Origin of the sequence: Limnovirga soli (genome assembly GCF_013106755.1) — a bacterium.
GTDB classification, from domain to species: domain Bacteria; phylum Bacteroidota; class Bacteroidia; order Chitinophagales; family Chitinophagaceae; genus Limnovirga; species Limnovirga soli.
This window is the reverse complement of the sequence record NZ_WHPF01000015.1, coordinates 62,647-78,008: the sequence shown is the minus strand read 5'-3', so window position 1 is coordinate 78,008 and position 15,362 is coordinate 62,647. Positions and strand designations below refer to the sequence as shown.

The window sequence follows — 15,362 nt, the reverse complement described above, 5'->3', positions numbered from 1 at the left end:
ATTGCCATACTTTAAATTTTAACATATGAAAAAGATTTTGTTTTCATTGCTGGCTTTTATGCTGTTTGCCGCTGGTTTACAGGCACAACGTTATGCTGTAATTGATACAAAATATATTTTAAGCAAAATACCCGATTACCAGGACGCTGATAAAAAACTGCAACTGGTAAGCGAACAATGGCAAAAAGAAATTGACGATAAACAGGCTATATTAGATAAAATGTATAAAGACTATGATGCAGAGCAATTTATGTTAAGCGATGAGCTGAAGAAGAAAAGAGAGGATGAATTGTTTAATAAAGAAAAGGAAATACGCGATTTACAAAAAAAGCGATTTGGCTATCAGGGAGATTTGTTTAAAGAAAGAGAAAAGCTGGTAAAGCCTTTACAGGATAAAGTTTACAACGCAGTACAAAAAATTGCAGTAGCAAGAAGTTACGATTTTATACTTGATAAAAGTGAAGGAATTACCGTTATATTTGCCGACCCCAAATTAGATAAAAGCGACGATGTGCTGCGTGAATTGGGGGTTAAATAAACAGTCATCAAAAAATCAATTAATAATTCAACAGAAAAAACATGAAAAAAGTTTTCTTTTCTCTGCTGGCACTTATCGCTGTTTTGTTTTCGGGCGAAACTGCACAGGCGCAGCAATTCAAAGTGGGCGTATTTGACCTTGATCTAATGGTACAGGCAATGCCCGGTTACCGCGAAGTAGACAGTCTTTTAAATATTTATAATACAGATTCTTTAGGTGCTGAATACGAAATCTATCAATCAGAATACAAACGTTTGGATAGCACCTATAAAGTAGACTCTGCCCTGGTAGCTGCAGGTAAAAAATCTAAAGCTTTGTTGGATTATACTGATGGCGAACGCCGTAAAATGGCCATGAACCTGGTATACTGGCAGCAAATTGCACAGCAAAAATCTGATAACAAAAAAGGCCAGCTGGCACAACCACTATACGAAATAGTGGCCGCTGCCTATAAAAAAGTATTGGATGCCCGTAAATACACGCTTATTCTAAAACCACAAACCTACGAACTGGGTTTTGCGATTGATAACATCTTTATATCTGTAGCAAAAGAGCTTAAATTAACCGATTTGCCACAGCAATTAATTTATATGGGAGATGATCCTGATGCAGCAAAAGCGCCCCCTGCCAAAGCGCCAGCTGCCGGTGCAGCCAAGCCCAAAACAAATTAATTTGTAACAACAAACTAATTAAAAGCCACGTAAAACTTTGCGTGGCTTTTTTATTTTATAGCCCGGCAACAGGGCATAATGGCAACGCTGCTTGCGTCGCACACTTCAGGGTTCTTCCTTTGTGGCAACAAAAAATAGGTTATGGCAAAAAGGCAGGTGCCTTGTTTAACAGCATGCGAATTATGCCAGAATATTATATAAAGTAAAAATAATATAACAATAATAAATAATGTAGCCGGCCGCTGCCTTGCTGAGAATTGTACAGAAAGTACAAGAGTGCGACGCAAGTAAAGCTGCCATACCAAATGGGCCAGGTATATAACAGTTTTATAGCTGTAAAGGCTTAAATATTATATTTATGTCTTAACTGGATATGGTTTTTTTTAATAAATACTAAATAGGTACAGTAATCATTTACTTTTAACTTTACACCGTTGGCGATATTTCAACTTTATTAATATAACCAGAATACCTAATATGAAAACACTATATCTTCTGGCTGTATGTATATGTATAAGTAGCACTGTGTTTTGTGCCAATACAGATACAGGTAATGATAATAACCTTATTGGTGTAGTAAGAGATGCTATTACAAAAAAGCCCCTTCAGGACGTAACAATTTTTGCTAAAAGCAATGCTTTTAGTACCGAACAGAAACTTACTACCGATGAAAATGGGCAGTTTATTATACCATTGGCAACAGTTGGTATGTATACCTTACGTTTTGAAAAGGATAATTATATAATTGTAGAAAAAAAGAATTTCGGCTTTAAGAAAAACGCCGGAAAGTTAATAATAGAGCTAACCGAAGAAGAAGAAACAAATGAAGATCACCATACCTGGTTGTTTAAATTTGATTTTATTTAACCATTAAATTGTAATTATATTATTTACATCTGAAGATTAATAATTGCTATTCAAAGCAGCTAAGTTTTAATAAGCCACTATAAATTATTGATTTTTTTTAAGTCTCTTTTAAGTTATAGTCGCTTTAAAATTAGGGTAAGTGGTTATTTACAGAGACTGCTTTAATGAATTAATTATCACACACTTAAATTTGCTTAAATAGATGTATTATGATATAGTTTAGTTTGAATTTCTTTTTTGGACTGAACAAAATCGACTTTACATTTGCATACATTAATAAAAACCAACATTAACTCAATGAAAATTCTGAAATCCCTGAGAAGCTCAATACTGTTATCAGTAGCAGCCATGCTGTTTATAGCCGGTTTCATGTCTTCTTGCACCACCCCAAGAATTGCCATCCTGAAAGATATACCAGAAGGTAGTAATGTAAATTACGTTCCATTATCATCCTTTTCTTCTCCTGTAGTAAGAACAGATGATATCCTTAATATTATTGTTCAAACACTTGATGTACAAGCCAACAGTATTTTAAATCAAGGTAATTTGCCTGTAAACTCTGGAGCGGTTACAGGAAGTACCACCCAACAGGCAACTGTTTCGGGCTATTTGGTAAGTAAAGATGGTACCATTAGAATGCCCTATATAGGTGCTGTACATGTAAAAGGCTTAACTACAGAGCAGGTAAGAGATACCATTACATCAAAAATATCTTTCTACTTTAAAGAGCCGGTTGTAAATGTGCGTTTTGCAAACTTTAAAGTTACTGTATTAGGTGAGGTTAAAAATCCTTCCACCTTTTTGGTGCCTAACGAAAAACCTAGCATTATTGATGCCTTAGGTTTGGCTGGCGACTTAACCATTTTTGGCAAAAGAGAAAATGTAATGCTTATCAGGGATAATGAGGGTCAAAAAGAAATTACCCGCTTAAACCTGGATAGTTCAAAAACCATCAGCTCTCCGTATTTCTATCTTCGCCCTAATGATGTGGTATATGTAGAAGCATCAGAATCTAAAGTACTTAGCACAGATGCATATAGAAATAGAAATTTCGCTCTTATTGCAGCTGGTTTATCATTCCTTACTGTGTTAACTGCAAGGTTACTGTTTAAATAAATTTATATAATTGATTACGGTGATAATGCCGTTACTAAACACGTTCAAAAAAAATTATTAGCAGAATGGAAAGCAATAATAAAAAGGTGATTGATAATGCTGGAATCAGCAGTTATACTAATCAAACTGATGGATTTGATTTTAAATATGTAGTAGCAAAAGTAGTGGGTAACTGGAAAGGTTTTGCGCTGTCTCTGGTACTTTGCCTTGCATTTGGTATTTTATATATTCTGTTTGGTATACCCACTTTTACTATTACTGCACGGGTAATGGTAAATGGTGACAACGCCAATAAAATACAAAGTGGTGTTTCTGAGTCTGATATCTTAAGCAAACTAGGTGTTTTTTCTCAGCAGAACGATGTAAATAATGAATTGGTAGCAATTCACTCCCGTACTTTAATTGAGCAGGCCATTCATGATTTACAAATGAATGTTTCTTACTGGGCGCAGGGTGAAATAAGGTTTGCAGAAGTGTATAAGCGCTCACCCTTCTTTATTGATTTATTGGAGTTAAAGGGTGGCTTGGAAAATCCTCTTGCATGGGATGTACGTATAGATAAGGATAAAGTAAAATTTATTGATGATTATACTGACACATCTTTTGTACAAACCTGGGGCGATACAGTAAAATTGAGGTATTGTACATTTGTATTAAAGCAAAATCCAGAGGTTACAGTACGCAATCCCAATTTGCCATTAGGTCTTAGGATAGCCCCTTTTGATGCAACTTTTTTTACCTATAATGAAAGTTTACTTGCCTTTCTATCGGCATTGTCAACTACCTCAATGGATATTACATTTGATGCATCAGTACCAAAGAAGGGGGAAGATTTTGTAAATTATTTGATAAGCCTATATGTAAAGTCCAAAATTGATGCCAGCAATATGGTAGCTGATAGCACCGTATCGTTTATTGATGAAAGAATACAAATGGTGGCACGTGAGTTAAGCAATGTGGAAGGCAGCATACAAAAATTCCAGCAGTCTAATAGCATTACAGATATCAATGCATTGTCATCTGCATTAATAGGTCAAAAAAGTGATGCAGGTAAAGAGCTATCTGCACAGGAAGTACAAATTCAATGGGTACAGGATTTGGAAGCTGTTTTGCAGGATGACAAACGCCCTATGCCTACAGTTTCTCCAATTACCGATCAGGCTTATATTCAGTTAGTGGAAAAATACAATAACCTGCAACAGCAAAGACAATTATTGTTAACCAATAACACTGAGCAGAATCCACAGGTTAAAGCAGTAGATGGTCAGCTTGCACAAATAAGAAATAACCTGGTTAAAACTCTGGTTACCTACAGACAGGGTCTGGTGGTTAAACGCGATGACCTGGCTAAACAAAACTCAAGCGTACAGGCCGCAATTCAAAAAATGCCGGTACAACAAAGGCAGTATCTTGAATCTTCAAGAAGACAGGATGTATTACAGCAATTATATGTGTATTTACTTACTGTACGTGAACAAACTGCAGTAACAAAATCAAACAATATTGCCCCTGTAAGAATATTAGATGTTGCCAAAGCTGGAGTTTACCCTTGGTGGCCAAATAAATTGATTGTAATTATTGGTAGCATATTCCTTGGATTATTAATACCTTCTCTTGTTATATTAATTAACGAGTTAACCAATAATAAAGTAACTACCCCTGCTGATATTGTTGAATCAACAAGCGCACCTTTAATTGCTGAAATAAGTGAAACAAAATCAAGTAATAAAGTAGTAGTTACCAAAGAATCCCGTACCGCAGTAGCTGAGCAGTTTAGAACGTTGCGTACCAACCTATTGTTTAGGTTATCAGGTACTGATCAGAAAGTGATAATGATAACTTCAACCGTAAGTGGCGAAGGCAAATCTTTTATAACACTTAATCTGGCTGCAGCTATGGCTTTATCAGGTAAAAAAGTGTTACTGGTAGATATGGAATTAAGAAAAGCACAACTTACAAAAGATCTGGGTTTACAGGATCATACCGGTATTGCAGATTACCTGGAAAGAAGTGCCTTCCTGAATGATGTTATTCAACCTTCAGGTATTAATGAAAACCTTTGGGTGCTTTCATCAGGCGAATTGGAATCTAACCCTTCTGAAACATTGTTGAATGATAAAATGGGTGCATTCTTTGATGAGATGAAACGTAAGTTTGATTACATTATTCTTGATACCCCTCCTGCAGCTATAGTTACTGATGCACAGGTAATTGGACGTTATGCTGATGTTACCTTATATATTGTAAGACAAAAAGTAACGTACAAAAAACATATAGATGTTATTGAAGATCTTAAACAAAATAACAAACTAAAAAACATCAGTGTTATACTAAACGATGTTAAACTGGTACCGGGTTATAATCAGGGTTATGGTTTCGGGTACAGATTTGATGAAGACTTCGGTTATTATACACAAGAAGATGTAACGGAAAAGAAATCCTTTTTCAAAAGGCTTTTCCCTGAAGGATAATTCTAAAAAGTTAACATAATAAAGGGCTGGGAAACCAGCCCTTTCCTGTAAAAAACCACCGAAACTTAACATGGAAAACATTTCTAAACCACTGATTATTTTTGGCTCAGGGAGGTCTGGAACAACCATCATTTCCGAAATTGTATTCAGGCACGAAAGTCTGGCCTGGCCATCTAATTACCAGCAGGGTTTCCCTTCCATACCCCAGGTAAACCTGTTAAGAAGCCTGTTTGAAAATAAATTATGGCGCCTGCATGGCCAAAAGCCACAACTCAATAAGGTTTCTGCCTTAAATAAAATATTGTTTAAACCGGCCGAAGCCTATGCATTTTGGGAGTATTTAACTGGTCCATCCATAGATTTCTCCAGAGGCTTTTTGGTAAACGAAAGGCCTACCGATAGTGATATTAAAAAAATCCGAAAGGCATTTAATAAGCTGGTTAGCTACCAGTTTAAAAAGCGGCTGGCTTTTAAAATTACCGGCCCCTCAAGGGTGGGTTATTTAACCAGCATTTTCCCCGATGCCGTATTTGTAAATATTGTTAGAGATCCTTTACCCACTATCAACTCCTGGTTAAATGTAGAGTTTTGGCAGGATAAGGGCAAAAGCCAATTATGGTGGACAGGCGCCTACACCCCCAAAGAAATGGAGTGGGCAACAGCAAATAGTAATGAGCCAGAATTGCTGGCTGCATTGCAATACAAAAAATTAATGGATGTTACCGCTGCAGAAATGAAAGGTAAAGAAGCTCAATTCCTAACCATCCGGTACGAGGATTTTGTGGCAAATCCATCAGCTACCATTAATAATATACTGTCATTTGCGGGCCTCGAAAGCTCTCCCATGATAGATGAATACATGGCAGGTATAAAAATTTATAACCAAAATAAACAGGGTGCTGATAACAGTGGTGTTAATACATCTACTGCATTAACAGACATATTAAATGGAGAGTTTGCTTTTTAATTGTCTGTACCAGGGTCCTGTGCAATTATTTAGCTTTACTTGCGTCGCACTCTTGTACGGTTATAACTTTATTAGGCAAATAGTTTACTGCATGTAAATGATGCATTACTTGTTGCAGCACAAGAGTGCGACGCAAGTAAAGCCTGACATTGAACTATTGATTGGCTAAAAAATATAAACCCATAAATAGCAATTTAAATAAGCAAAACCATACTAATTTTTATATACAAAAAGACATTGAATTAAATGGTAAATAAGCAAAAACTGGTAAAATCGGGTATGTGGCAATTTGCCAACACATTTGTAATTATTGTTTCGCAAATTGTTTGTAATGCCATTATTGCCAGGTATGTTACTAAAAAGGAATTTGGTATAATGGCCATTACCAATGCCTTTGTAAATTTTGCCAGCTTTTTCTCAGAAGCAGGTATGGGTGATGCTTTAATGCAACGCAAGGATGTAGAACCACAGCATAAAAATGCTGCATTATTTTTTAGTTTACTGGTTAGTGTTGTAATGTATTTAATAATGTATGCTACTGCTCCATTTATTGCTAACTGGTACAATCAACCTGAATTAACCGATGTATTAAAAGTGCTTGGGTTAAGTTTCATCTTTTTATCGCTTGGCTCATCTTCACTAAATCTTTTACAAAAAGAATTTAAATTTAAGCAGGTATTTTTTAGCGATAGTTTAAGCCTGTTATTATCTAATATATTGGGTGTGATACTGGCAATGAAAGGCTATGGCGTGTGGTCGCTGGTGTACTCTATATTGTTTTATAATATAGCCCGCCTTATAATGGTTTGGATAATGGAACCAATTCCTGTTTTTCTGGGGGCCACTCTGCGCCACTGGAAAGACCTGTTTAATTATGGTGTTGGTTTAACCCTGATAAGAATTTACAATTTTGTAAGTGGTTTTGGTATAATGCTGGAAATTGGTAAACTGGTGCCTATTGCAGCACTCGGTACATTTGAACGTTCGTACCGTATATCTAATATACCAGTAAGATATTTAGGGGATATGATACAAAAGGTAATGATGCCTTTTATGGTAAAAATTAACGACGAAGAAGAAAAGCTATATGCATTCTTTTCCCGTGGTTTATCTTTTTCCAATGCCTTATTATTGCCTATTAGCTTTTTTTGTATTGTATTTTGCAAACCAATAGTACTGCTTTTATTAGGTACAAAATGGCTAAGTGCTGTTTTACCTATGCAGATTTTATTTTTCTCACTTCCATTTAGAATTACCACAAAAGTTTCAGATGCATTAATGCGTGCAAAAAACCTTGTGTTTAAAAATGCCAACCGAAAATTGCAGTATGTAATTGTGCTTTGTATTGCAGTTTATATTGGTAGTTTCTGGGATTTGAAAGGTATTTCTATAGGCGTAACCTTATCGGCTGTGTTTAGCTATATTACTATGTTAATTACTATACGTAGTAAAGTGTTTAAAAAAGGCTGGGCTACGTTAATAATACAGCCATTTAAAAATGGGGCGCTTTTAACGGTAGTATCGGTAGCACCTTCTTACTTAATATACTGGTTGTTATTGCAGGTTATTGATAATGAAATTATTGCATTTGGTGTATTATGTACTTTATTGGGAGCTTTCTTTTCTTTGGTATTTTTTAAAATGCCTTCATTATTAGGAAGTGATTTTGTAGCTCTACGTAAAGAGTTGATGAAAATGAAGAATAAGAAGGGAAAAAATGGAAAGGGAAAAGGGGGTGGAGGCCGCAAAAGGCGGATGCAAATGGAAGAAGGAGAAATATTACCGGAAGTTGATGAAACCCTTACTGCTTCTGCTTCCAATGCAAATGAAGAATTAAACGGATAAAACATAGTGCATGACCAAGTTTATCATTTTTACTACGCCCCGTACAGGATCTACTTTATTGATTAAATCATTGGATACGCATCCGGAAATTTTGTGTGCCGGTGAAGTTTTTTTCTTTAAAGGCGACATATACCATACAGAGTATAAATATAAATTTTGGCGTTTACCAGTAATTGGTAACAAACTAAATTATGTTATCAACTACCCTAAAATCTATTTAACCCTGTCTGGTTTTTTGAATAAATTTTTTGCTTCCAGAAATGATGGTATTACTGCCCGGGGATTTAAGTTAATGCATTTTCAAACCTATTATACACCAGGTATTTTTAGTTATTTGAAAAAGAATGATGTAAAAGTGATAGTACTGATACGCAAGAATAGTTTGCGTAATACATTATCTGATTTAAGAGCCCGCTCTACGAAAGTATATCACAACGAATCTGGTGTAAAAACTGATGCTATACCTAAGTTTAAAATAGATTTGAACGAATTGGGTAATAAAATGCAGCAAATTGAAGGTTTTAACAAACAACTGGAAAATGCATCAGCTGGCTTAAATAGAAAAATTGTGTATTACGAGGATTTTGAAAATTGGGATAACACCATTGCAGACTTGCAGGATTATCTTAATGTTACCCAAATGAAAATTGAACCGGTATCTAAAAAATTGAACCCTGGCAAATTGGAAGATATGGTAGAGAATTACAAGGAAATGAAAGACTGGTTGCTGGCCAGGGGCTATGAAAAATATCTAGATTAAAACATATATTTTACCGAATAGTAAACTTAAAGAGCATGTATCCGAATTTTATCATTATAGGTCCGCCAAAATGTGCATCAACATCTTTACACTTTTATTTGGGCCAACATCCGCAGGTGTTTACGGCAAAAGTTAAAGAAACAAGGTTTTTTAGTTTGCATTATAGCAAAGGAATGGAATATTATGCCAAAAATTTTGAAGATGCCGGCAATGCAAAAGCCATTGGCGAAGCTACACCCAGCTATAGTTTTTTGCCATTTGTAGCAGACAGAATTAAAACCCATTTCCCGGACATCAAACTGGTTTTGTGTTTTAGAAACCCATTAGACAGGGCATTTTCCAGCTGGTTAATGCAAAAAGGTATGGGTAAAGAATTATTACCATTTAGAGAAGCTATAGATGTAAACCTTGCGCAAATGAAATATGTTACGCTGGAAGGTGAGGAAGGGGAGAAAACATGGACAAATGCAACAGGCAATTTTAGTACTGATGAAAAAAGATTACGTACTTATGTGCAGGGTGGCATGTTTGCAGAAATATTGAACTCTTATTATAAACGATTTGCACCCTCACAGATAAAAGTGGTTTTATTGGATGACCTGAAAAACGATTTTGATGGTACCATGAGCAGTTTATTTTCTTTTCTTGGCGTAGATGATAGCTTTATAGTACCCAATAAAGAAATAGTAAACTTTCATTTTGATAGAAAGGCAAATAAAATTACCAATAAGTTATTTGGAATTAAAGGCACCCGTTACCTGATTGATATTACTCCAAAATTTATCAAAGACAGGTTAAAAAAATCGTGGAAAACCAAAGAACCGCCAAGACTTGGTATGGAAGACAGGCTTTATCTTTGGGATATTTATAAAGAAGATATAGCAGAATTGGAAAAAATCATGGGTAGAAGTTTTGCCAGTTGGAATCCCACTATTGCTAAGGAGAAAAAGGGTTAACTGCGCATACAAACAACAGTCTCTTTTTATAATATGTACTTTGTTGATGAACATATTTAACAAGGCACTTTTAATAAATTGTTATGAATACGGATATTAAAATAAAAGACCTCTGGTACTGGACAGCAAACTTTGCATTATTGGGTTCTGCTTTTCTTTCCATGTACCTGAATAACGCATATCCTATGCTGGCAGTAGCATTGCCACTAATCATGCTCGATAGGGCTTATATAGTGCCAGTATTGTTGTTTATTGCTTGTATAGAAGGGTCTTTTAAAACTGAAGATTCTTCCTCGCAGGCAGAATCTACAGCCATTATGCTGGCAGCACCCTTCTTTGCCTATGATTATCTTCAACGGAATGGTAAAATGGTGCCCTTTAAATTTGTGATGATTTTTCTGGGTTTTGGTGTTTTTATTATTGTTGGTATAATGACATTTAATATGCACCATGAAATCATAGAATTTCTGTTACCGTTAATGGGTAAAAAGGGATTGTCTGGTATGTACCTTAAAATGATCATGAAGGCAATAAAGCTCTGTTTCTTTTTTCTATACCTGAAAGTGCTAATCAATCATCGTAAAGATGTATTATACAGAGCACTTACCTTGATTAAAGATATGGCCCCCTATTTAACAATTTTGGTGCTAATGAATATGCTATTATTTGGCTCTGTTTCTTCAAAATATGAAACGCTTCACTTTGGAGAATCGCACCACGGAGACTTTTCAGCCAACATGAATGCGCTGGGTGTATTTTTATATATATCCATTTTTGATGTTAAAACAGGATGGTACAAAAGAATTATAAATCTGGCTGCACTAGGGTGCCTGTTATATATCATTATGAACCTGGCTTCCAGAAACGGGTTATTAAATTTTATCGTATTAGGCATGCTTGGTGGTATGCTTGGTCTTTGGAACCGAAATTGGGGTTTTAAATTAACGATAGTGGTTACGGCAATGTTTGCTGTTGGTGTTGCGGCTTATTTATTTAAAGATTCGCCTACCGTTGAACGTTTTATTGATATGACAGAAGCGGGTGGTGGTGACAGGTTAAACTACTGGGCCGCAGGTATTGCTGCATTGCATGAAGATCCTATTTTTGGATTAGGTGGTGATGAATCAGCCTCCATTTTTGCGGTTAGTAAATATGCACCGGGTATTGATGACCACGTTATGCACAACACTTTTGTGGAGTATGCGGTAGAGTATGGGTATGTAGGCTTTTTATTTTTTATGACTGTCGTCTGTACTATTCTGTACCATGCCTATAAGAATTTTATGTTTGCCATCAAGTATAATGATATTCTATTGGCTGCACCAAGTATCAGTTATTTTATTTCCATATTTGCGGGCTTGTTTATTAGTCGTGTTTGGGAGTCAACACTTTGGTATAATATGATTTTGGTTTTTGGCATTTATATATTGTATCGTATGCCTGTAGAGCAGGCCATGAAAAACCGGAAAATATCTTATATACATGGTTTGCCCGATCCAATGGAGGATCCAAGCCTGGCCTATATACCTACAAATATGTAAGCATCTCAATTATTAATATGGCATAATAACTATGAGTAATTTTTTGTTGAAACATAAACACCTGATTGAAAAACCAATTATCATTTTCGGTACAGGCCGTTCGGGCACTACCGTAATATCTGATATTATTTTTCGTCACGAAGACCTGGCCTGGCATTCAAATTATCAGGAGCTGTTGCCCAAATCTGCAGCTATTAATTACCTGCGTCGTGTGTTTGATAATAGCATGTGGCATATTATTGGGATGAACACTCAAAACAACAAATCACTTATTAATCAGCTATATTTCAGGCCTATAGAACGTTATGATTTTTGGGAAGCCATTACCGGCCCCAGAATAGATTTTTCCAGAGGCTTTTTATTAAATGAACGAGCTACCGAAGAAGAAGCCAACCGCATGCGCATTCACTTTGCAAAAATGGTAAAATACCAAAACCGCAAAAGGCTGGCTTTTAAACTTACCGGCCCGGCCCGTATGGAATATTTGTCCAGCATTTTTCCTGATGCCGTGTTTGTGCAAATTAACAGGGAACCAGTTTCTACCGTTCGCTCCTGGCTGGAAATTCATTGGAGCAATCAAATCACCGATCAGCTTTGGTGGACGGGCGCCTACAGCGATGCCGAATTGGCCGAAGCTAAATCTCTGTCACACGATCAGGCTTTATTTGCAGCCTACCAGTATAAAAAAATAATGGAAGCTACGGCCTACGAAACCAAAAAACTGCATGCCAATGTTTATGCAGCCAATTACGAGGATTTTGTAAAACAGCCCAGGCAGTTTATTGCAGATATGATGCAGGCTGTTGGCCTTGCATCATCAAAATTTGTGGATGATTTTATGGATAAAATTTCTGTTCAAAACAGAAATAACCGTGCAGCTGCATCTGCCAAAACAGAGATGAGCGAAGAAACAAAAAAGCGTATTCTGGAAATTGTAAACGGCTAGCCAAACACACCTGCTGCTGTACTTGCTGGCGTACAAGAGTGCGACGCAAGTAAAGCCCGGTAAAATGGTACAGCCTGGCTAACTTAATTATAAACTGCTTATATAAACAACCTTATAGCATATGAGTGACTCGCCAATTAAATATGAAGAATTGCTGCAAAAGCCGATCATTATTTTTGGCAGTGGCCGCTCCGGCACCACTATTATTTCTGAAATTATTTTTCAGCACGAGCAATTAGCCTGGCATAATAATTACCAGGAATTATTTACCCATTCGGCCGCCATTAATTACCTGCGCCGCTTTTTTGATAACAAATGGTGGCGCCTGATTAAGTTTTGGACCTTTGTGGGTAACAGCAAAAACACCCGCCAAAAATGGGGTAATTTTTTAAATCTCCTTATTTTTAATCCTATTGAGCGTTATGCTTTTTGGGAATATATTACCGGTAAAAGAATAGATTTTTCGCGTGGATTTTTGTTGGGCGAAAAAGCAACTGCCGAAGAGAAAAAAACCATACGTACCCACCTTGCCAAACAGGTAAAATACCAGGGCAGGCAAAGGTTGATTATTAAGTTTACCGGCCCTGCAAGGCTGGAATATTTAACCAGTATATTTCCCGATGCTATTTTTATAAGTATTGCCCGTGAACCCATTGCCACTGTGCGTTCCTGGTTACAGGTTGGTTTTTGGCAAACCAAGGGTATTAACCGTTTATGGTGGGTAGGTGCCTATACAAAAGAAGAAGAAACCGAGGCAGAAAAGCTGTATCACGACCCCGCTTTAATTACTGCCTTTCAATACCGCAAACTAATGGAAACCACCGAAATGGAAATTAAAAAAACCGGTGTACCCATTTTAGAAACCCGCTACGAGGAATTTGTAAAAGACCCCAAAGCACTGGTGAAAAAAATACTCGATTTTGCAGGTTTGCCAGCATCGCAAAATGTAGATAAATACATAGAAGAAATGGTAGTAAGTAACCGCAATGTGGTTAGCTCAAAAAAATTGGTGTTTAGCAACGAAACAAAGCAACGCATTCTTGAAATTGTAGCGCCATATACCAATTAAACAAAAGTAAAACGTATTAGCCCGGCCGCATATGCAATGGCAGCTTTACTTGCGTCGCACTCTTGTACGGCAACAAGTAAATGCGGCAAAATAGCACAGCACAATGGAAACAACAAACACAGCAACAAACGGTAAAATAAAAGTAGCACATGTAATACGCGTATTTAGCTATGGCGGCGCCGAAGTATTATTACGTGAATTTTTTGCGCAACGGGAGTTTAAAGAGCAAATTATTTCTGATGTGTTTGTGCTCGATCATAAAAAGCTGGGTTTAAAGGATGAAGTAGCACCCAATATCCGCAACTTCTTTTATTACCGTATTACTACCCCTGCTTTTCTGTTTCAATACATTCAGTTTTTACGTGATATTGCCAAAGGCCAATACGATGTAGTGCATATGCACTTACCAGTTGCCGGCTGGATGGGCATTGTAGCAAAATTGTTTTGCCGCAAAACCAAATTTATTTACAGCGAACATAACCTGGTAAACTTTTACGATAAATACAATTATTACCTGAGTGGTTTAACCTATGGTTTTTTTGATTGCCTGATTTATGTATCAGAAGAAGTAGGCGAAGTAGTGCGTAAATACCGCAAGGGCTGGTTTTTTAAAACCCAAAAGGAAATCACTATTTTAAACGGCATAGATACCAATAAATTTTACTGTAACCACCGTATGCAATTGCAGCCGGCACAAACTTTAACGGTAGGTTTAGTGGCCAGGTTTCGTCCGCAAAAACGGGTAGACAGGTGGGTGGAAGTTGCAGCAGCAATACATAAAAAAAATCCGGCCATACAATTTATCATGGTAGGCGATGGCCCTGATGATGATATGCTGCGCCAAAAAATTACTGAATACAAACTGGATGGTATTATACAATTACCCGGCAAACTAAACGATACATTAAGCGTTTACAAGCAAATTGATATTTTTTTGCTTACCAGCGATTTTGAAGGTTTACCACTCGCATTATTAGAAGCCATGAGTTGCGGCTGTATACCTGTTGTAAGCAATGTGGGCGGTATTAAGCAATTAGATTTTGGTGGGGTAGGTTACAAGTTTGATGGCTTTAACCCCGAAGCAATTGCAGATGAAGTAGTAGCATACACCCAAAACCCGGAAAGCTATTTTACCCAAAGCAGCAAAGCCCGTGAATTTGTAATTAAGTATTACTCTTTAACCAAACAGGTAAACGAGATTATTGATTTGTATAGAGGAATGATGGGTAAATAAGATCTCAACATTCTTGTTGAAGTTTAATAGTCAGGGCTGATTGATTTGAAAGAAGAGGAGGAAGATGGATAATTTTTTGTACAGCATTGTCTAATTGTATTTATAGAAACGTGCAGATACAAAAGTAATCATCAACCAATTTTATCTGATAACCTTAAAAAGCTATTGGTTAATCAGCCTCTTCAAGCATTTGCTTAGTCTTTCCCAGATAATCTTAGCTCAGCCGCCATGCACCCCGAACCCTGCAGTGTGCGACGCAAGTACAGCCCAATAAAGCTGTACAGTCGGGCTCAAAATAAATAGCAGATAATTTACGGGTAACCATTTATAGAATAGTTGCGAACAATCTCTGTGTATTTATTGTACTTTGTAAAAAATTAT

General features: G+C 36.6%; 13 protein-coding genes. All 13 read left to right on the top strand.

Annotated features, from left to right (window positions below; all coding sequences use genetic code 11):
• Positions 1-25: 25 nt before the first annotated feature.
• A complete protein-coding gene (locus GD597_RS18535; RefSeq protein ID WP_171609402.1) occupies positions 26-538 on the top strand; it encodes an OmpH family outer membrane protein in 513 nt (170 codons plus the stop codon).
• Between the two features lie 41 nt (positions 539-579).
• Entirely contained in the window at positions 580-1,209 is a 630-nt protein-coding gene (locus tag GD597_RS18530) for an OmpH family outer membrane protein (protein ID WP_171609401.1), read from the top strand.
• 477 nt (positions 1,210-1,686) lie between these two features.
• A complete protein-coding gene (locus GD597_RS18525) occupies positions 1,687-2,076 on the top strand; it encodes a carboxypeptidase-like regulatory domain-containing protein (RefSeq protein WP_171609400.1) in 390 nt (129 codons plus the stop codon).
• Between the two features lie 297 nt (positions 2,077-2,373).
• Entirely contained in the window at positions 2,374-3,192 is an 819-nt protein-coding gene (locus tag GD597_RS18520) for a polysaccharide biosynthesis/export family protein (RefSeq protein ID WP_171609399.1), read from the top strand.
• A gap of 65 nt (positions 3,193-3,257) precedes the next feature.
• Entirely contained in the window at positions 3,258-5,663 is a 2,406-nt protein-coding gene (locus tag GD597_RS18515; protein WP_171609398.1) for a GumC family protein, read from the top strand.
• 70 nt (positions 5,664-5,733) lie between these two features.
• Positions 5,734-6,630 (top strand): sulfotransferase family protein, encoded by an 897-nt coding sequence (locus tag GD597_RS18510; RefSeq protein WP_171609397.1) that lies wholly within the window; start codon positions 5,734-5,736, stop codon positions 6,628-6,630.
• A 246-nt stretch (positions 6,631-6,876) separates the two neighbouring features.
• Complete coding sequence (locus GD597_RS18505) at positions 6,877-8,475, top strand: lipopolysaccharide biosynthesis protein (protein ID WP_171609396.1); 1,599 nt, start codon at positions 6,877-6,879, stop codon at positions 8,473-8,475.
• A gap of 10 nt (positions 8,476-8,485) precedes the next feature.
• The gene (locus GD597_RS18500) at positions 8,486-9,235 is read left to right on the top strand and encodes a sulfotransferase family protein (RefSeq protein ID WP_171609395.1); all 750 of its coding nucleotides are present in this window, start codon (positions 8,486-8,488) and stop codon (positions 9,233-9,235) included.
• A 35-nt stretch (positions 9,236-9,270) separates the two neighbouring features.
• A complete protein-coding gene (locus tag GD597_RS18495; protein ID WP_171609394.1) occupies positions 9,271-10,191 on the top strand; it encodes a sulfotransferase family protein in 921 nt (306 codons plus the stop codon).
• Positions 10,192-10,274: 83 nt separating this feature from the next.
• The gene (locus tag GD597_RS18490) at positions 10,275-11,732 is read left to right on the top strand and encodes an O-antigen ligase family protein (RefSeq protein WP_171609393.1); all 1,458 of its coding nucleotides are present in this window, start codon (positions 10,275-10,277) and stop codon (positions 11,730-11,732) included.
• 31 nt (positions 11,733-11,763) lie between these two features.
• Positions 11,764-12,678 carry a sulfotransferase gene (locus tag GD597_RS18485; RefSeq protein WP_171609392.1) on the top strand — a complete coding sequence of 305 codons (915 nt, stop codon included), beginning with the start codon at positions 11,764-11,766 and terminating at the stop codon, positions 12,676-12,678.
• 121 nt (positions 12,679-12,799) lie between these two features.
• Positions 12,800-13,747, top strand: a complete 948-nt coding sequence (locus GD597_RS18480; RefSeq protein ID WP_171609391.1) for a sulfotransferase — start codon at positions 12,800-12,802, stop codon at positions 13,745-13,747.
• 103 nt (positions 13,748-13,850) lie between these two features.
• A complete protein-coding gene (locus GD597_RS18475; protein WP_171609390.1) occupies positions 13,851-14,981 on the top strand; it encodes a glycosyltransferase family 4 protein in 1,131 nt (376 codons plus the stop codon).
• Positions 14,982-15,362: the final 381 nt, after the last annotated feature.